This window comes from Burkholderia sp. MSMB617WGS (assembly GCF_001532025.2).
GTDB classification, from domain to species: domain Bacteria; phylum Pseudomonadota; class Gammaproteobacteria; order Burkholderiales; family Burkholderiaceae; genus Burkholderia; species Burkholderia savannae.
This window is the reverse complement of sequence record NZ_CP013458.1, coordinates 2404318-2421592: the sequence shown is the minus strand read 5'-3', so window position 1 is coordinate 2421592 and position 17275 is coordinate 2404318. Positions and strand designations below refer to the sequence as shown.

The following is a 17275-nucleotide window of genomic DNA, read 5'->3' as shown; positions in this document are numbered from 1 at the left end:
GCGGCGCGCGTTTCGTCGCCCGTCTCGACAGCGGCGCCGAGGCGGCGCTGACCGGCTGCCGGCGACGATGCGAAGCCACGTGTCTCGTCGCTTGCCGCGCGGCACGAGAGGAACACGAATGACGACGGCCGGCCGATTTCGGCTGACCGCTCGCGAGCCGATTGCGATCGCAGCGAGCGACGCGCCGCTCGCGCCGGCGAGGGGCGCGAGGAGCGCGAGGAGCGCGAGGAGCCGGCCGGCCGAAGCGGGGCGGCCCGTCGGCTGCCGATCGCGGTTCCGATTCGGTTCCGAGATATTCCAGGAGGAGACGACGACATGCATGAAGACAATCTGACGATGCCCGCCGCCGACCGCGCGGGCGCCGCCGCAGCCGCATCCGCGCCCGCGGCGACCTCTCGCGCCGCGCGCGGCGGTGCCGTCGCGGCGGCGGTGATCGGCAACTGGCTCGAGTTCTTCGATTTCACCGTCTTCGGCTTTTTCGCGGTGATCATCGGCAAGCTGTTTTTCCCGTCGCACGACGCGACGACGTCGCTGCTGCTGTCGGTCGCGACGTTCGCGGCGGGCTTCTTCACGCGCCCGCTCGGCAGCGTCGTGCTCGGCGTCTACGCGGACCGCCGCGGCCGCAAGGCGGCGCTGAACCTGACGATCATGCTGATGGCGCTCGGCACCGGGATGATCGCGCTCGCGCCGACCTACGCGCAGATCGGCGTGCTCGCGCCCGTGATCGTCGTCGGCGTGCGGCTGATGCAGGGCTTTTCGCAAGGCGGCGAGTTCGGTGCGGCGACGTCGACGCTCGTCGAGCAGGGCGGCGCCGCGCGCCGCGGCTTTCGCGCGAGCTGGCAGCTCGCGACGCAGGGCGGCGCGGCGCTGATGGGCTCCGGGTTCGCGGCGCTGGTGTCGAACACGCTCGCGAAGGACGCGCTCGAGAGCTGGGGCTGGCGCGTGCCGTTCGCGCTCGGCGTGCTGATCGCGCCCGTCGGCATGTATCTGCGCCGCCGCCTCGCCGACGACGCGCCGGGTGCCGGCCATCACGGCGTCGACGGCGGCGTGCTGCGCGAGCTGTTCGCGCAGCACGGCCGCACGGTGCTGCTGCTGACGCTCACGGTGATGGGCGGCACGGTGTCGACGTACATCCTGACGTTCTACATGCCGACCTACGCGATCCACACGCTCGGCTTGCCGATGAAGCTGTCGATGTTCGTCGGCGTCGCGTCGGGCTGCGTGATGCTCGTCACGTGCCCGCTATTCGGTTGGCTGTCCGACAGGATCGGCAGCCGGCGCCTGCCGATCTTCGTCGGGCGCGGCGTGCTCGTCGCGCTGCTGTTTCCGGCATTCGTGCTGATGAACCGCTATCCGTCGCTTGCGGTCGTGATGCCGCTCACGGCGCTGATGCTGCTGTTCTATTCGATGGGGTCGGCGTCCGAGTTCGCGCTGATGTGCGAATCGTTTCCGCGCCGCGTGCGCGCGACCGGCATCTCGATCGCCTATGCGCTCTCGGTGACGCTGTTCGGCGGCACCGCGCAGCTCGTCGCGACGTGGCTCGTGCGCGCGACGGGCAGCAAGCTCGCGCCCGCCGCGTACGTGGCCGCGTGCGTGACCGTGTCGCTCGTCGCGGTCGGGATGCTGCGCGAGACGGCGGTGGAGGCGGTCGATTGAGTGCGTGACGGCGCTCGGCGGCGCGGCGCGCGAGCGGTTCGCGGTGCGCCGTCGCCGGCCGGACGCGGCCGACAAATTGGAAGAGAAGATGGGGGCGGCAGCGGCGTGTCTTGAATCTCGACCCCGAGCTCCCACCGAGTCACGAGCTTACCGAGGCCGTTTTTCAAGATTGAAGTGAGCCGAAGAAATCGGGCGGGGCGCTCGGAGGTCGAGGCCTAGCGTCCGAATCACAAAGCCCCGAGGCAGCGCCCGAGTTCGAGCCCGAGCCCTGAGTCCCGAGGTCGGGCCTAAGCCTCGAGTCCCGAGTCCCGAGTCCCGAGTCCCGAGTTCCGAGTTCCGAGTTCCGAGTTCCGAGTTCCGAGTTCCGAGTTCCGAGTTCCGAGTTCCGAGTTCCGAGTTCCGAGTTCCGAGCCCCGAGCCCCGAGCCCCGAGCCCCGAGCCCGAGCCCGAGCCCGAACCCGATCTCGAACCCAAGCATCGGGCTCCAAGCCAAGTGCCGAGCCCAAAGCCGAGGCTCGAGCCTACGCCCAAGGCCAGCGAACCCTGAACCGCCGCCGGTCCCGCTCGCCGCGCCAGCCTACGCCCGATTCCGTTCGTGCGGCGACCGCGCGCCGCACGCGCGCAGGATCAGCCGCACGACCTCGTCGGTCGTCGCGTCGAACGCCTTCGCCGACAGCGCGCGCTTGCCGGACAGCGCGACGATCTGCGCGTCGAAGTCCGCGTAATGCTGGGTCGTCGCCCAGATCATGTAGAGCAGCGTCTTCGGCTCGACCGGCTCGACGAGCCCGCGCGCGATCCAGCGCTCGATCAGCGCGAGCCGCGTCTGCATCCACGGCTTCACGCGCTCGAGCAGCAGATCCTGCATGTGCTCCGCGCCGCTGATGATCTCGTTCGCCCACACCTTCGAGCCGAGCGGCCGCTTGCGCGACAGCGCCATCTTCGCGCGCACGTATCCGCCGAGCGCGGCGACCGGGTCGTCGCCGACGTCGAAGCTGTCGGCGGCCGCGTGCCAGTCCTCGAGCAGATCGTCGAGCAGGCGCCGGTACAGCGCGAGCTTCGTCGGAAAGTAATAGTGCAGGTTCGCCTTCGGCAGCCCGGCGCGTTCCGCGATCAGCGCGGTGCTCGCGCCCTCGAAGCCGCGCTCGGCGAACACGGCTTCCGCGCACGCGAGCAGGTGCGCTTCGTTCAGCTCGCGAATGTGCGCCTTGCGCGCGCGGCTCGGCGCGCGGGCCGCCTGGGTTCGCGCGCGGGGCGCGGGCGTGTCGGGAGGCGTCGTCGTCGGATCGTCGTGTTGCATGGCGTGCGCTCGTGGTCTGGCGGCAACGGGAGGCCGTCATTGTAGACGCCGCGCCGGCCGGCCGGCGCATCGCGGCCCGCCGGCGGCCGTTTCGCCGCGGTTGCGCGACATCCTTTTTTTAATTCATTGAATTCACGGCGCTAATGCGCTATAACCTGACCATTCGGACAGGATTCGATCGGCGAGCGGCGCTGCTTGATAAAGCAAAACAAAGATAGGGCCGTGCAAGCGCCGCCGTGCCGTTCTGGCCGAAGATGAAGCGGAGAGTGCGCGCTTGGGGGCAGGGCGGCTCCCAAGCGCGCCAATGTCAGCCGCGGCGCGCGACGAGCTGCGACACGGTCTGCGAGGCTTCCAGCAGTGGTTCGAGGAACGCCTTCACCATCTGCTTCGCGGTGTGCCGCTGCGCATTGCCGCTGATGTTCATCGCGGCGATCACGTGGCCGCGCCGGTTGCGGATCGGCGCCGACAACGAAATCAATCCCGCTTCGAGCTCCTGATCGACGATCGCCCAGCCCTGGCTGCGCACCTGCGCGATCTCTTCCTTCAGCGCCGCGGGCTCGGTGAGCGTGCGCGGCGTGTACGCGCGCAGCGTGCTTTGCGCGAGCGTGTCGTCGAGCGCGGCGTCGTCGAGTGAAGCCAGCAGCACGCGCCCCATCGACGTGCAGTAAGCCGGCAGCCGGCTGCCGATCGACAGGTTGATCGTCATGATCTTGTGCGTCGGCACGCGCAGCACGTAGACGATCTCGGTGCGGTCGAGCACGGCTGCCGAGCAGCTTTCGTGGATGCGCGCGGACAATTGCTCCATCACCGGCTCCGCGAGATTCCAGAACGGCATCGACGTCAGATACGCGAACCCGAGATCGAGGATCTTCGGCGTGAGGCGGAACAGACGGCCGTCGGCCTCGACATAGCCGAGCGTCTGCAGCGTCAGCAGGATGCGCCGCGCGCCCGCGCGGGTCAGGCCGGTCGCGGCCGCGACCTCGGTCAGCGTCTGCTCGGGATGCTCGGCGTCGAACGCGCGAATCACCGCGAGTCCGCGCGCGAACGACTGGACGTACGAGTCGCCGGGTTTTGCCTCAAATTCTGTGCTCATGGCCGGTTGGAATAATGTGCAGCGGAGAAGATTAGCGCATGGGGTCGGGTTGCGCCAACCCGCGCCCCGCATGGCCACGCGCTTGACGGGAACCGGTGCGCTCCCTATGATCGCACGGGAACGTTCGATTGACGATCTTAAGTTCATGGATCGAACAATCGTCGGGCGATTATCGCGACATTTTCGAGGCGAGCGGGGCGGCGCATCGCGCCGGGCGGCTCGCGGAACCAGACCGACCGGAGACGACATGACCGAAGCATTCCTGTGTGACGCAATCCGCACGCCGATCGGCCGCTACGGCGGGGCCCTCGCGCCGGTGCGGGCCGACGACCTCGGCGCCGTGCCGCTCAAGGCGCTCGTCGAGCGCAACCGCGACGTCGACTGGGCCGCCGTCGACGACGTCATCTACGGCTGCGCGAACCAGGCCGGCGAAGACAACCGCAACGTCGCGCGCATGTCGCTGCTGCTCGCCGGCCTGCCCCAGGCCGTGCCCGGCTCGACCATCAACCGCCTCTGCGGCTCCGGGATGGACGCGATCGGCGTCGCCGCTCGCGCCATCAAGGCCGGCGAGGCCGGCCTCATGATCGCGGGCGGCGTCGAGAGCATGAGCCGCGCGCCGTTCGTGACCGGCAAGGCGACGAGCGCGTTCTCGCGCCAGGCCGAGATCTTCGATACGACGATCGGCTGGCGCTTCGTCAATCCGCTGATGAAACAGCAGTACGGCGTCGATTCGATGCCGGAGACGGCCGAGAACGTCGCGACCGATTACCGCGTGAGCCGCGCCGACCAGGACGCGTTCGCGCTGCGCAGCCAGCAGAAAGCGGCGCGCGCGCAAGCCGACGGCACGCTCGCGCAGGAGATCGTGCCGGTGACGATTGCGCAGAGGAAAGGCGAGCCGGCCGTCGTGTCGCGCGACGAGCATCCGCGCGAGACATCGCTCGACGCGCTCGCGAAACTCAAGGGCGTCGTGCGGCCGGACGGCACGGTGACGGCGGGCAACGCGTCGGGCGTGAACGACGGCGCGTGCGCGCTGCTCGTCGCGAGCGAGGCGGCCGCGCGGCGTCACGGGCTCGTGCCGCGCGCGCGCGTGCTGGGGATCGCGACGGCGGGCGTCGAGCCGCGGGTGATGGGCATCGGCCCGGCGCCGGCCACGCACAAGCTGCTCGCGCGGCTCGGGATGACGATCGACCAGTTCGACGTGATCGAGCTGAACGAGGCGTTCGCCTCGCAGGGGCTCGCGGTGCTGCGCCTGCTCGGCGTCGCGGACGACGATGCGCGGGTGAATCCGAACGGCGGCGCGATCGCGCTCGGGCACCCGCTCGGCGCGTCCGGCGCGCGGCTCGTGACGACCGCGACGTACCAGCTGCATCGCACGAACGGCCGCTACGCGCTCTGCACGATGTGCATCGGCGTCGGTCAGGGGATCGCCATCGCGATCGAGCGCGTCTGATCCGCGCCGCCGCGCAGCGCGCGGCGATCGGCCAATGCGGCTGATCGTCGGCCAATCCGACCTTACGGCCCTACGGCCCGTGCCCGTAAGCGCACGGGCCGTTTTGCTTCATGCGCATCGCGACGGCGGCGTCGGGCGCACCACGCCGCACAGCACCGCACCGTGTCGCGCAATCGTGGCGAATGGCGTCGGGCCCATCGCCCCTTCCCGCAGGATCGCTTTCGCATCGTCCGGCGAGCTCTTCATTATTCGGATAACTCCTTGCTTGAAAAAGGTAAATCCGATTCGTCGCGGAATTCCCGCTCACTCATATTGGCGCACGCCGCCCGCTTATCTCGTCATTCGAGGCAAGCTCCGAATATCAATGCATCTTATTTCCAATTCCTGAATATTCCGGTGATAAAAATCGTGAAATAATTCATCTTGAATTATTTGATGTCGATCAGAAGCGCCGAATGGGTTAGAGCAAACATTCTAGTGCTGCAGGGCCGGCAGCGACGACGAAAAGCCACGCCGGAAGCCCGCTTGCGGAACTCCGGTTTGATATGCGTCAAAGCGCAATTCATCATCTCGTGTTTTCGGGCACGCCGGATTTGCCGAATGGCTGACGAAAACGGGGTGCAGGCCGATCGAACACAATTCGATCGATTTTTCTCGGCCGATGAAATCAATTAAAGGACACAGATCCAGCAATCGGAGCGTTCATGCGTAACAACCAACCCGTCACCCAACACGAATTCGATTATCCCGACGATGCGACCTTGATGTCGACCACCGATCCGCACGGCCGAATCACGTATGCGAACGCGACGTTCGTGCACGTCAGCGGGTATTCGAGCGACGAGATCGTCGGCGAGGCGCACAACGTCGTGCGCCATCCCGACATGCCGCGCGAGGCGTTCGCCGACATGTGGGCGACGTTGAAGCGCGGCGAGCCGTGGACCGCGCTCGTCAAGAACCGCCGCAAGAACGGCGACCATTACTGGGTGCGCGCGAATGCGGTGCCGGTGATTCGCGCCGGGCAGACGCAAGGCTACATGTCGGTGCGCACGAAGCCCGCGCGCGGCGAGATCGCCGCCGCCGAAGCGCTCTATCGCGGCTTGCGCGAAGGCCGCGCGGGCAGCCGGCGCTTCCACAAGGGCCTGATCGTGCGCACGGGGCTGCTGCGCGTCGGTTCGCTGCTGCAGACGATGTCGGTGCGCGCGCGCGTCCATTTGCCGATCGTCGCGCTGACGCCGGCGGTCGTCGGCGTCGCCTGGGCGGCGGGCGTGACGGGCGCGCCGCTCGCGCAGCTCGCGGGCGCGACGCTCGGCGGCGCGGCGCTCGCCGCGTGGTGGCTCGACGCGCAGATCGCGCGGCCGCTGCGCACGCTGCGCCGGCAGGCGCTCGACGTCGCGACCGGATCGAGCCGTCAGGGCGTCAACATGAACCGCACCGACGAGATCGGGATGACGCTGCGCACGATCAACCAGCTCGGGCTGATGTTCCGCTGGCTGATCGACGACGTCAGCGAGCAGGTGCTGACCGTGCAGCGCGCGATCAACGAGATCGCGCAGGGCAACAACGACCTGAGCGCGCGCACCGAGCAGGCGGCGACGAGCGTCCAGCAGACGGCCGCGTCGATGGCGCAGATGACGGCGACCGTGTCGAGCAACGCCGAGACGGCGACGCAGGCGAACCGGCTGTCCGAATCGGCGAGCCACGCGGCGGAGCGCGGCGGGCAGGCGGTGCGCGAGGTCGTCAGCACGATGGGCGAGATCACCGAGAGCTCGCGGCGGATCTCGGAAATCATCGGCGTGATCGACGGCATCGCGTTCCAGACCAACATCCTCGCGCTGAATGCCGCCGTCGAGGCCGCGCGCGCGGGCGAGCAGGGGCGCGGCTTCGCGGTCGTCGCGGGCGAGGTGCGCGCGCTCGCGCAACGCAGCGCGAACGCGGCGAAGGAGATCAAGACGCTGATCGGCGCGAGCGTCGAGCGGGTCGACTCCGGCGCGCAGACCGTCGACTGCGCGGGCAGGACGATGGACGAGATCGTGTCGCAGGTGAAGCGGGTGTCCGATCTGATCGCCGAGATCAGCGCGTCGACGAGCGAGCAGCGCGCGGGCGTCGCGCAGGTCGACGACGCGGTCGTCCATCTCGACAACATCACGCAGCAGAACGCGGCGCTCGTCGAAGAGAGCGCGGCGGCGTCGGAAAGCCTGCGGCAGCAGGCGACGATGCTCGTCGACGCGGTGGGCGTGTTTCGCTGAAGACGGGGCGGCGATGCGCGCGCATGCGTGCCGGCCTCGGCCGGGCGCGGTGCGGCGCGAAACGCATGCGTGTTTCGTCGCCGCGCGAGGTTCGGGCTGGCCGGCGCGTCGCGGTGTTCGTGTCCGGCGATGCGCGTGTTCCGCCGATGTCGATGTCTGCCGCCGCGCGCGGCCGAACGTGCGCCGGCGTCTCGAGCGGCCGGTGCGGCGCGCATGACGCATGTGCGCGCGTCGGAGCGCGGGCTCGGCGACGCGGCTCGGGCGTTCGTCGTTTTGGCGTCTTGCTTGGAGGCGGCATCGGATGCGATCGCCCGCGCGCCGCCGATCGCGGTGCGTCGGCGGTGCGTCGGCGCGCGGGCTTGGCCCAGGTCCGCGTTCATCTCGGCGTTGCGCGCGTCGTCATGCGATCGCGCCATCGCATCGGCGGGCTTTTGCGCCTTGACGTCGCCGCCGCGGCGCGTGGCGCATGCGTCGCATGGCGCGTAGCGCCCGATCGTCGGGATGCCACGGCGCGGCGCGTGCGTCGCGCATGACCGACATTTCCGGCGGCGGAATCCGCCGCGATTTCAGCGCGCAAAACAAGAAACGCCGCCGGAGCACGAGGCGCCGGCGGCGTTTCGCATGCCCGCGCCGCTCGCGCGGCGCGCGTCGGACATCACACGGCGACGCACATGTACTTGATCACGACGTAATCGTCGATCCCGTAATGCGAGCCCTCGCGCCCGAGCCCCGACTGCTTGACGCCGCCGAACGGCGCGACCTCGTTCGAGATGATTCCCGTGTTGATGCCGACCATCCCGTATTCGAGCGCTTCCGCGACGCGCCACACGCGGCCGATGTCGCGGCTGTAGAAGTACGCGGCGAGGCCGAACTCGGTGTCGTTCGCATGGCGAATCGCTTCGTCGTCGGTCGAGAACCTGAAGAGCGGCGCGAGCGGCCCGAACGTCTCTTCCTTCGCGACCTTCATCTCGGTCGTCACGCCGGTCAGCACGGTCGGCTCGAAGAAGCCGTGGCCGAGCGCGTGGCGCTTGCCGCCCGTCGTCACGCGCGCGCCCTTGCCGAGCGCGTCGGCGATGTGCGATTCGATCTTCTGCACGGCCGCCTCGTTGATGAGCGGCCCCTGCACGACGCCCGCGTCGGTGCCGAGCCCGACCTTCAGCTTCGCGACGGCCGTGGAGAGCTTCTCGGCGAACGCGTCGTAGACCTTCTCGTGCACGTAGAAGCGGTTCGTGCACACGCACGTCTGCCCGCTGTTGCGGTACTTCGACGCGATCGCGCCCTCGACCGCCGCATCGAGATCCGCATCGTCGAACACGATGAACGGCGCGTTTCCGCCGAGCTCGAGCGACACCTTCTTCACGGTCGGCGCGCATTGCGCCATCAGCAGGCGCCCGACGGGCGTCGAGCCGGTGAACGACAGCTTGCGCACGACGGGGTTCGACGTGAGCTCGCCGCCGATCGCCTTCGGGTCGCCCGTGACGACGCTGAACACGCCGGCCGGCACGCCCGCGCGCTCGGCGAGCACCGCCATCGCGAGCGCGGAGAACGGCGTCGCCTCGGCCGGCTTCACGACGATCGGGCAGCCGGCCGCGAGCGCCGGGCCGACCTTGCGCGTGATCATCGCCGCCGGGAAGTTCCACGGCGTGATCGCCGCGCACACGCCGACGGGCTCCTTCGTCACGACGATGCGCTTGTCGGCGGCGGGCGTCGGGATCGTATCGCCGTACACGCGCTTGCCTTCCTCCGCGAACCATTCGAGGAACGACGCCGCGTAGCCGATCTCGCCCTTCGCCTCGGCGAGCGGCTTGCCTTGCTCGGTCGTCAGGATGAGCGCGAGGTCGTCCGCATGCGCGACCATCAGGTCGTGCCACTTGCGCAGGATCGCCGCGCGTTCCTTCGCGGTCTTCTTGCGCCACGCGGGCCAGGCGGCGTTCGCCGCGTCGATCGCGCGACGCGTCTCGGCCGCGCCCATCGCGGGCACGGTGCCGATCAGCGCGCCCGTGGCCGGGTTGCGGACTTCGAACGTCGCGCCGCCTTCGGCGGCCTGCCATTCGCCCGCGACGAACGCGCGCTCGCGCAGCAGCGCGGGATCTTTCAGTGCAAGGGTTTCGTGAGCTGTAGTCATCGTGTGTCGACCGTATGCGGAACCGATTGGCGCCGCCCGCGCGGCGCGGCGAGGGCCGCGACGCGCGCGGGCGGGCGGCGAAAAACTCAGGCGGGCACGCCCACCGCTTCCTTCAGCACGCTCTCGAGAATGCCGAGCGCTTCGTCGAACACGGCGTCCTGAATGGTGAGAGGAAACAGGAAACGTATCACGTTCGCGTCGACGCCGCAGATGAGGAGCAGCAGGCCGCGCTCGAGCGCGAGCGTCTGCACGCGCTTCGTGAACGCGGCGTCGGCCGCGCGCGTGTCCGGATCGACGAATTCCGCCGCGACCATCGCGCCCGGGCCGCGCACGTCGGCGATCTGCGGCACGTCCGCGCGCCATGCGGCGAGCTTCGCCTTCAGCTTGTCGCCGAGCACGGTCGCGCGTTCGGCGAGCTTCTCTTCGTCGATCACGTCGAGCACCGCGTGCGCGGCCGCGACGGCGAGCGGGTTGCCCGCGTACGTGCCGCCCAGGCCGCCCGGCGCGGCGGCGTCCATCACGTCCGCGCGGCCGACGACGCCGGACAGCGGCATCCCGCCCGCGAGGCTCTTCGCGATCGTCATCAGATCGGCGGATACGTCGTAGTGCTCCATCGCGAACAGCTTGCCCGTGCGCGCGAAGCCCGTCTGCACTTCGTCGGCGATGAGCAGGATGCCGTGCGCGTCGCACAGCTTGCGCAGCGCGCGCACGAAATCGGCGGGCGCGGGGTTGAAGCCGCCTTCGCCCTGCACCGGCTCGAAGATGATCGCGGCGACGCGCTTCGGATCGATGTCGGCCTTGAACAGCGTCTCGACGGCGGCGATCGAATCGGCGGTCGTCACGCCGCGCAGCGCGTTCGGGTACGGCGCGTGGAACACGTCGCCCGGGAACGGGCCGAAGCCGATCTTGTACGGCGCGACCTTGCCCGTGAGCGCCATGCCCATCATCGTGCGGCCGTGGAAGCCGCCCGCGAACGCGATCACGCCCGGCCGGCCGGTGTATGCGCGCGCGATCTTCACCGCGTTCTCGACCGCCTCCGCGCCCGTCGTGAAGAACGCGGTCTTCTTCGGCAGCGCGATCGGCGCGCGCGCGTTGATCTTCTCGGCGAGCTCGACGTACGACGCGTACGGCACGATCTGGTACGCGGTGTGCGTGAAGTGCTCGAGCTGGTCGGCGATCGCCTTCACGATCTTCGGATGGCGGTGGCCCGTGTTCAGCACCGCGATGCCGGCCGCGAAGTCGATGAAGCGGCGCCCCTCGACGTCCCACAGCTCGGCGTTCTCCGCGCGCGCGGCGTAGAAGTCGCACATCACGCCGACGCCACGGGGCGTCGCAGCGTTCTTGCGGGCGTGCAGATCGGCATTTTTCACAATCGTCTCTCCTGGCGGTTCGAATGCGCGGGGGGCGGCGGCCGCCCGCGGGCACGTTGTCCCGGCGTGCGCGTTGAAACCACTATAATCAAACTTGGCTCTGAAAATCAGAGCCATTTTGATAAATATGTAGGAGCCAATTATGCGGGTGAGCGTGCTGTCGGACTGGCTGGCGCAGCGGATCGTGCGCGGCGGCGGCGCGCAGCCGATCTACCGGCAACTGCACCGGCTGCTGCAGCAGGCGATCCTGACCCGCGAGTTGCCGGCTGGCGCGCGCGTGCCGTCGTCGCGGCTCCTCGCGGCGGAGCTCGGGATCGCGCGCAACACCGTCACGCAGGTCTACGAGCAGCTCGCGCTCGAAGGCTACGTGAGCTCGGCGACCGGGCGCGGCACGTTCGTCGCGGACAGCGCGCCGGACGAGATCGTCGGCGCGCCGGCCGAATCGCCGCGGGGTGCGCGCGGCGCGGCGGCGTCGGGCGCTGGAGCGTCGATCGGCGGCTCGGCGTCCGACCCCGCATCCGCGCCCGGTTTCGCGCGCCGCTCGCTGTCCGCGCGCGGCGCGTGCCTCGTCGGCGGCGCGGGCGTGTCGAAGCGGCAAGGCGGCGCGTTCATGCCGGGCGTGCCGGATGTGTCGCGTTTCCCGGCGCGCGTGTGGACGCGGCTGCACAACAAGTACTGGCGGCGTCTGCGCCCGGAGCTGCTGACCTACGCGCCGGGCGGCGGCCTCGCGTCGCTGCGCGAGGCGCTCGCCGATTATCTGCGCACGTCGCGCTCGGTGCGCTGCGCGCCCGAGCAGATCATCGTGACGACGGGCATTCATCAGTCGATCGATCTCGCGGTGCGCCTCCTGACCGATCCGGGCGACGTGATCTGGACCGAAGACCCGTGCTACTGGGGCGTGCGCAGCGTGATGCACGTGTCGGGCCTGACGACGCGGCCGATTTCCGTCGACGAGGAAGGGATCGCGCCGACGCCCGCCGATTTCGCGGCGCCGCCGAAGCTGATGCTCGTCACGCCGTCGCATCAGTATCCGCTCGGCATGGTGATGAGCCTCGCGCGGCGGCGTACGTTGCTCGAATACGCGCGCCAGCACGGCGCGTGGATCATCGAGGACGATTACGACAGCGAGTTCCGCTACGGCAGCCGGCCGCTCGCGTCGCTGCAGGGGCTCGACACGGCGGGGCAGGTGATTTACGTCGGCAGCTTCAGCAAGACGCTGTTTCCGGGCCTGCGGGTCGGCTATCTGGTCGCGCCGGAGCCGCTCGCCGAGAGCTTCGCGACCGCGAGCGCCGAGCTGTACCGCGAAGGGCAACTGCTGCAGCAGGCGGTGCTCGCCGAGTTCATCGCGGAAGGGCACTTCGTGTCGCACATCCGCAAGATGCGCACGCTGTACGGGCAGCGCCGGCAGACGCTGCTCGACGCGCTCGCGCGCCGCTACGGCGATGCGCTGCCCGCGGTCGGCGGCGATGCGGGGCTGCATCTCGTGATGCGGCTGCCGGACGGCGCCGACGATCGCGCGGTCGCGCGCGCGGCGCTCGAGCGCGACATCGTCGTGCGCGCGCTGTCCGGCTATTACGCGGATGCGAAGCGCGCGGGTTCGGGCCTGCTGCTCGGCTACGCGTGCGTGCCGGAGGACGAGATCGGGCGCGCGTTCGACACGCTGTCGTACGCGATCGACGACATGGTGTTCGGGCGCGAGGCGGCGGCATCGGCGGCGGATCGGGCCGAGCGGGCCGCCGCCGCACGCTGAGCGGCGCGCGCGTTTGCCGGCGGCCGATCCCGCGCGGCGATCGCGAGCGCGCCGCGCGATGCGCATCATCCGCACGCGAACGCGGGGGCGGCGTTTTCCGGTTTCCTGTCGAGGCGCACGGACGTCGATCCGAACGGGTTTCGTCAGCGCACGTCGCCCGGGGGGCCGCGGCTGCGATCGAGCGGGCGCGGCACCGTCGGGCACGCGCTGCGGAGCGCCGCCGCGGCGGGCATCCGGCACCAGTTCCGACGCGCCGCTCGCGCGCGGCCGCGCCGCGTCACAGCCGGATCAGCATCGCGCCCGCGACGACGAGCACGCATGCGGCGAGCCGTCGCGCGTTGGGCCGCTCGTGCAGCGCGAACCAGCCGATCGCGACCGCGAAGATCGAGCTCGTCTCGCGCAGCGCGGACACGGTCGCCACCGGCAGGTGCCGGTACGCGACGATCGCGATCGCATACGCGGCGAGCGACAGCGTGCCGGCGACGAGCCCGCGCGAGGCGGCGGCGCGCGTGCCGACGACCGCGCGCAAGCCGCGCAGCCGGCAGATCAGCGTGAACTGCGGCGCGTTCCATAGCAGGTACACCCATGCGACGTACGCGAGCGGGTTGCCGGCGAGCCGCACGCCGCGGGCGTCGACGACGGAGTACGCGGCGATGAAAAGGCCCGTCAGGATCGCGTACGGCACGCTTTCGCCGGAAAAGCGCAAGCCGCGCTTGAACGCGAGCGACACGATGCCGAGCGACACGAGCGCGATGCCGGCGAGCGCGAACGGCGTCGGTTTTTCGCCGAGCGCGCCGAGCGCGAGCGCGCAGACGACGAGCGGCGACAAGCCGCGCGCGATCGGATAGATCTGGCTGAATTCGCCGCTGCGGTACGCGCGCAGCAGCGCGACGCAATAGCCGAGCTCGAGGAGCGCCGAGCCCGCGATGTACGGCCACGCGGCGGCGGGCGGCAGCGGCAGCGCGAGCGCGAGCGCCGCGCCGAACAGCAAATACGGCACCGACATCGTGCCGAGCTGCGCGACGCGGTCTTCGCTGACGTGCAGGAACGCGTTCCACGCCGCGTGCAGCAGCGCGGAGAACAGCACGAGCAGGACGAATAGTTGATCCATCGGCGCGGGAGCCAGCGGCCGGCGAGCGGCTTGCCGGAATGGCGGAGCGCACGATTATCGCCGCGTTTGCGATCTCGCGTCGGCTTGCGCGGCGGCGGCGCGGTCGGCTCGCGCGCAATTGCGCGCCGGATTGTCGATAATAGAGCGTTCTGTCCTTTATCGGATTCAGCGATGACCGAGACCAAGCCAACCGACGCGGCGGCGCCGCGCCTCACGAGCCTGTCGCACGGCGGCGGCTGCGGCTGCAAGATCGCGCCCGGCGTGTTGTCGGAGCTGCTCAGGCGCAATGCGCCGCCCGCGCTCTTTCCCGATCTGCTCGTCGGCACCGAGACGTCCGACGACGCGGCCGTCTATCGTCTGAACGACGAGCAGGCGATCGTCGCGACGACCGATTTCTTCATGCCGATCGTCGACGATCCGTTCGACTTCGGCCGCATCGCGGCGACGAACGCGCTGTCCGACGTCTACGCGATGGGCGGCAAGCCGATTCTCGCGCTCGCGCTCGTCGGCATGCCGATCAACGTGCTGCCGCACGAGACGATCGCCGCGGTGCTGCGCGGCGGCGAGGCGGTGTGCGCGGACGCGGGCATCCCCGTCGCGGGCGGGCATTCGATCGATTCGGTCGAGCCGATCTACGGGCTCGCGGCGCTCGGCGTCGTCCATCCGGCGCGCGTGAAGCGCAACGCGGCCGCGCGCGCGGGCGACGTGCTCGTGCTCGGCAAGCCGCTCGGCGTCGGCGTGCTGTCCGCCGCGCTGAAGAAGGACCGCCTCGACGCCGACGGCTACGCGCAGATGATCGCGACGACGACGAAGCTGAACCGGCCGGGCACGGCACTCGCCGCGCTGCCGGGCGTGCATGCGCTGACCGACGTGACGGGCTTTGGCCTGCTCGGCCACACGCTCGAGCTCGCGCGCGGCGCCGGGCTGACCGCGCGCGTGCGCTACGGCGCGCTGCCGTGGCTCGCGGGCGTCGAGGCGCTCGCCGCCGACGGCGTGTTCACCGGCGCATCCGGCCGCAACTGGGCCGCGTACGGTCACGATGTGCGCCTGCGCGACGGCCTGCCCGCCGTCGCGCAGGCGCTGCTGACCGATCCGCAGACGTCGGGCGGATTGCTCGTCGCCTGCGCGCCGGAAGCGGTCGACGACGTGCTCGCATGCTTTGGCGACGACGGCTTCGATCGCGCGGCGGTGATCGGCGAAATGGTCGACGGGCCGGCGCGGGTCGATGTGAGCTGACGAGCGCTCGCGGAAGTTCACGCGAGCTCATGAGAGCCCGCGAGCGCCCACGAGGCGGCGCGATGCGCGCTCGCGGCGCGGCCCGCGGCCATGCGCCGCGGCGAACGCGCCTGTCGCGTCGCCATGCGCCGCGAATCGCTCGGCGCGATCCTCATCGCACCTGCCTCGCCGGCCCGCGCTCGTCTCCTGCGCGAGCGCGCCGGCCGGTCAACGCTTTTCCTGCTCGCCGAACTTCGCCAGCAGGAAATCGATGGCGCTGCGCAGCTTGGCCGTCGGGCGGCGGTACTGCGCGTAGACGAGATACATCGGCGACGGCGCGAGCGACCACGCGGGCAGGACGGGCACCAGGCGGCCGGCGGCGAGATCGTTGGTCAGCACGGCTTCAGGCTGCAGCACGATGCCGAGGCCTTGCAGTGCGGCGACGCGCAACGCATCACCGTGGTTGGCGGTGAAGCTGCCGCGTACGGCGACCTCGCGGATCTCGCCGCGCGGCCCGACGAGCCGCCAACGGTCGCGGCGCCGCCAATACGACAGGCCGAGACACGCGTGCTCGGCCAAGTGCTCGGGACGCTTCGGGGCGCCATGCCGCGCGAGATAGGACGGCGCGGCGGCGAGCCGCCTGCGGTAGGGCTTCAGCGGCCGCGCAACCAGCCCCGGCGCGTCGATGTCGCCGATATGGACGCGCAGTTCGAAATCGTCGTGCCAGAAGCGCGGCGCGTCGTTGTCGAGCGTCAGGTCGACGCGAACCTGAGGATGTTGCGCCATGTATTCGGCGAGCGCGGGCACGAGGCTGTAGCTTCCGAAACCCACCGGCGCGACGACGCGCAGCACGCCGCTCGGCGTCGCGTGCAGTTCGGCCGCGCTGTGTTCGGCCAGCTCGACTTCCGCCAGCGCGCGCTTGCAGCGCTCGTAATAGAGCTGGCCGACGTCGGACAACTGCTGCCGGCGCGTCGTGCGATGAAGCAGCCGCGCGCCGAGGCGCGCTTCGATGGCCTGCACGCGTTTGGCCACCATCTGGGCGGACACCTGGCTCGCTTCGGCCGCGGCGGCGAAGCTGCCGCATTCGACGACCCGCACGAACATCTCCATATCGGCGAGGACATTCACGATTGACAACCCATGGGTTTGGAGTGCCGTGAATTGTCGCATGTTTATTCGTCGCGTCTTTGCGCTCATCCTGTCGCTTCGCCCCGATTCCCGGGGTCTTGGACGAGGACATGCGATGCCTACGATTCATCTGGAAATGCACCCGGGCCGCACGCTGGAGCAGAAGCGCGCGTTCGTGAACGAAGTGACGCGCGTCACGGCGCAGACGTTGAACTGTCCCGTCGAGAGCGTCGACATCGTCATCACCGAAGTGCCGCGCGACGCATGGGCGAAAGCGGGCAAGCTGATTTCGGATCGCTGAGCATGAGCGCGTGCGCATCGGCCATGCGCGCGCGTTCGTGTGCTCGGCGTTCCGGGACGACGCACGACGAACGTACGTTCGTCGCGGAGATCGGGGCGCGCGGGAGCGGACTGATCGCTTGCTCGCGCATTCGCGCTGAATGCGCTGAATGCGATGGGCGCTCGCGTGCTGTCGCGGGCGAGCGCCCCATCCGTGCCGTGCGCCGGAAGAAGCACTGCCCGCATTGCGCGTGCGCCGGCGCGCTTCGCCGCGCTCGCGAGCCCGCGACGATCGTCCTCTTCTTCCACGCCGATGCGCCGCCACCGGCCGCGTCCGTTCGCGCGCATTGCCCGCCGCGCACGCACACGGCTTTTGCCGCCAGCCTCGCCGGGCAGCGCATGTTCGCGCGCGGCCGCGGCGCGAACGCGCGTTTCGCCCGGTCTTCGAGCCGGCTCGCGGCGACGCGGGCCGCAACCGCCGTCGTCGTGCTCGCATGCGGCGCCGCAGCCTTTGCACCCGTTTGAATATTGACGTCCTTTATACTGCTCGCG

General features: G+C 70.0%; 13 protein-coding genes. 7 read left to right on the top strand and 6 right to left on the bottom strand.

What is annotated here, in order from left to right:
* The first annotated feature begins 315 nt into the window (after nucleotides 1–315).
* Entirely contained in the window at nucleotides 316–1656 is a 1341-nt protein-coding gene (locus WT60_RS31525) for an MFS transporter (RefSeq protein WP_059671537.1), read from the top strand.
* 577 nt (nucleotides 1657–2233) lie between these two features.
* On the opposite strand, the gene WT60_RS31515 is transcribed toward WT60_RS31525, so the two are convergent.
* Together WT60_RS31515 and WT60_RS31510 are read right to left on the bottom strand one after the other, a co-directional pair.
* Complete coding sequence (locus WT60_RS31515; protein ID WP_038753100.1) at nucleotides 2234–2953, bottom strand: TetR/AcrR family transcriptional regulator; 720 nt, start codon at nucleotides 2951–2953, stop codon at nucleotides 2234–2236.
* Nucleotides 2954–3260: 307 nt separating this feature from the next.
* Complete coding sequence (locus WT60_RS31510) at nucleotides 3261–4046, bottom strand: IclR family transcriptional regulator (protein WP_038753102.1); 786 nt, start codon at nucleotides 4044–4046, stop codon at nucleotides 3261–3263.
* A 247-nt stretch (nucleotides 4047–4293) separates the two neighbouring features.
* On the opposite strand from WT60_RS31510, the gene pcaF reads away from it, so the two are divergent.
* Both pcaF and WT60_RS31500 read left to right on the top strand, forming a co-directional pair.
* Nucleotides 4294–5496, top strand: a complete 1203-nt coding sequence (pcaF, locus tag WT60_RS31505) for a 3-oxoadipyl-CoA thiolase (protein ID WP_038744858.1) — start codon at nucleotides 4294–4296, stop codon at nucleotides 5494–5496.
* A gap of 704 nt (nucleotides 5497–6200) precedes the next feature.
* Nucleotides 6201–7745 carry a PAS domain-containing methyl-accepting chemotaxis protein gene (locus WT60_RS31500; protein ID WP_038749620.1) on the top strand — a complete coding sequence of 515 codons (1545 nt, stop codon included), beginning with the start codon at nucleotides 6201–6203 and terminating at the stop codon, nucleotides 7743–7745.
* Between the two features lie 655 nt (nucleotides 7746–8400).
* Here WT60_RS31500 and gabD read toward each other — a convergent pair.
* Nucleotides 8401–9870 (bottom strand): NADP-dependent succinate-semialdehyde dehydrogenase, encoded by a 1470-nt coding sequence (gene gabD / locus WT60_RS31490; protein ID WP_038749616.1) that lies wholly within the window; start codon nucleotides 9868–9870, stop codon nucleotides 8401–8403.
* An 86-nt stretch (nucleotides 9871–9956) separates the two neighbouring features.
* Complete coding sequence (locus tag WT60_RS31485) at nucleotides 9957–11240, bottom strand: 4-aminobutyrate--2-oxoglutarate transaminase (protein ID WP_038749615.1); 1284 nt, start codon at nucleotides 11238–11240, stop codon at nucleotides 9957–9959.
* 142 nt (nucleotides 11241–11382) lie between these two features.
* Here WT60_RS31485 and WT60_RS31480 point away from each other — a divergent pair, with 142 nt between their 5' ends.
* Complete coding sequence (locus WT60_RS31480; RefSeq protein WP_060355208.1) at nucleotides 11383–12990, top strand: PLP-dependent aminotransferase family protein; 1608 nt, start codon at nucleotides 11383–11385, stop codon at nucleotides 12988–12990.
* Nucleotides 12991–13267: 277 nt separating this feature from the next.
* On the opposite strand, the gene WT60_RS31475 is transcribed toward WT60_RS31480, so the two are convergent.
* Complete coding sequence (locus tag WT60_RS31475) at nucleotides 13268–14101, bottom strand: DMT family transporter (RefSeq protein WP_059647022.1); 834 nt, start codon at nucleotides 14099–14101, stop codon at nucleotides 13268–13270.
* Nucleotides 14102–14272: 171 nt separating this feature from the next.
* Here WT60_RS31475 and selD point away from each other — a divergent pair, with 171 nt between their 5' ends.
* A complete protein-coding gene (gene selD, locus WT60_RS31470; RefSeq protein WP_059580291.1) occupies nucleotides 14273–15337 on the top strand; it encodes a selenide, water dikinase SelD in 1065 nt (354 codons plus the stop codon).
* Between the two features lie 207 nt (nucleotides 15338–15544).
* Here the strand turns inward: selD and WT60_RS31465 are convergent, their stop codons facing one another.
* On the bottom strand, nucleotides 15545–16444 hold the full coding sequence (locus WT60_RS31465) for a LysR family transcriptional regulator (RefSeq protein WP_060355212.1): 900 nt from the start codon (nucleotides 16442–16444) through the stop codon (nucleotides 15545–15547).
* A 115-nt stretch (nucleotides 16445–16559) separates the two neighbouring features.
* Here WT60_RS31465 and WT60_RS31460 point away from each other — a divergent pair, with 115 nt between their 5' ends.
* Together WT60_RS31460 and WT60_RS34845 are read left to right on the top strand one after the other, a co-directional pair.
* Nucleotides 16560–16745 (top strand): 4-oxalocrotonate tautomerase, encoded by a 186-nt coding sequence (locus WT60_RS31460; RefSeq protein ID WP_038749606.1) that lies wholly within the window; start codon nucleotides 16560–16562, stop codon nucleotides 16743–16745.
* Nucleotides 16709–17248, top strand: a complete 540-nt coding sequence (locus WT60_RS34845; RefSeq protein ID WP_186448633.1) for a hypothetical protein — start codon at nucleotides 16709–16711, stop codon at nucleotides 17246–17248. Before WT60_RS31460 ends, WT60_RS34845 begins: the two co-directional genes overlap by 37 nt.
* The last annotated feature ends 27 nt before the right edge of the window (nucleotides 17249–17275 follow it).

Bases quoted from the DNA above. Each gene is read 5' to 3' on its own strand.
- WT60_RS31525 (WP_059671537.1), top strand. From the start codon at position 316: ATGCATGAAGACAATCTGACGATGCCCGCCGCCGACCGCGCGGGCGCC.
- WT60_RS31515 (WP_038753100.1), bottom strand. From the start codon at position 2,953: ATGCAACACGACGATCCGACGACGACGCCTCCCGACACGCCCGCGCCC.
- WT60_RS31510 (WP_038753102.1), bottom strand. From the start codon at position 4,046: ATGAGCACAGAATTTGAGGCAAAACCCGGCGACTCGTACGTCCAGTCG.
- pcaF (WP_038744858.1), top strand. From the start codon at position 4,294: ATGACCGAAGCATTCCTGTGTGACGCAATCCGCACGCCGATCGGCCGC.
- WT60_RS31500 (WP_038749620.1), top strand. From the start codon at position 6,201: ATGCGTAACAACCAACCCGTCACCCAACACGAATTCGATTATCCCGAC.
- gabD (WP_038749616.1), bottom strand. From the start codon at position 9,870: ATGACTACAGCTCACGAAACCCTTGCACTGAAAGATCCCGCGCTGCTG.
- WT60_RS31480 (WP_060355208.1), top strand. From the start codon at position 11,383: ATGCGGGTGAGCGTGCTGTCGGACTGGCTGGCGCAGCGGATCGTGCGC.
- WT60_RS31475 (WP_059647022.1), bottom strand. From the start codon at position 14,101: ATGGATCAACTATTCGTCCTGCTCGTGCTGTTCTCCGCGCTGCTGCAC.
- selD (WP_059580291.1), top strand. From the start codon at position 14,273: ATGACCGAGACCAAGCCAACCGACGCGGCGGCGCCGCGCCTCACGAGC.
- WT60_RS31460 (WP_038749606.1), top strand. From the start codon at position 16,560: ATGCCTACGATTCATCTGGAAATGCACCCGGGCCGCACGCTGGAGCAG.
- WT60_RS34845 (WP_186448633.1), top strand. From the start codon at position 16,709: ATGGGCGAAAGCGGGCAAGCTGATTTCGGATCGCTGAGCATGAGCGCG.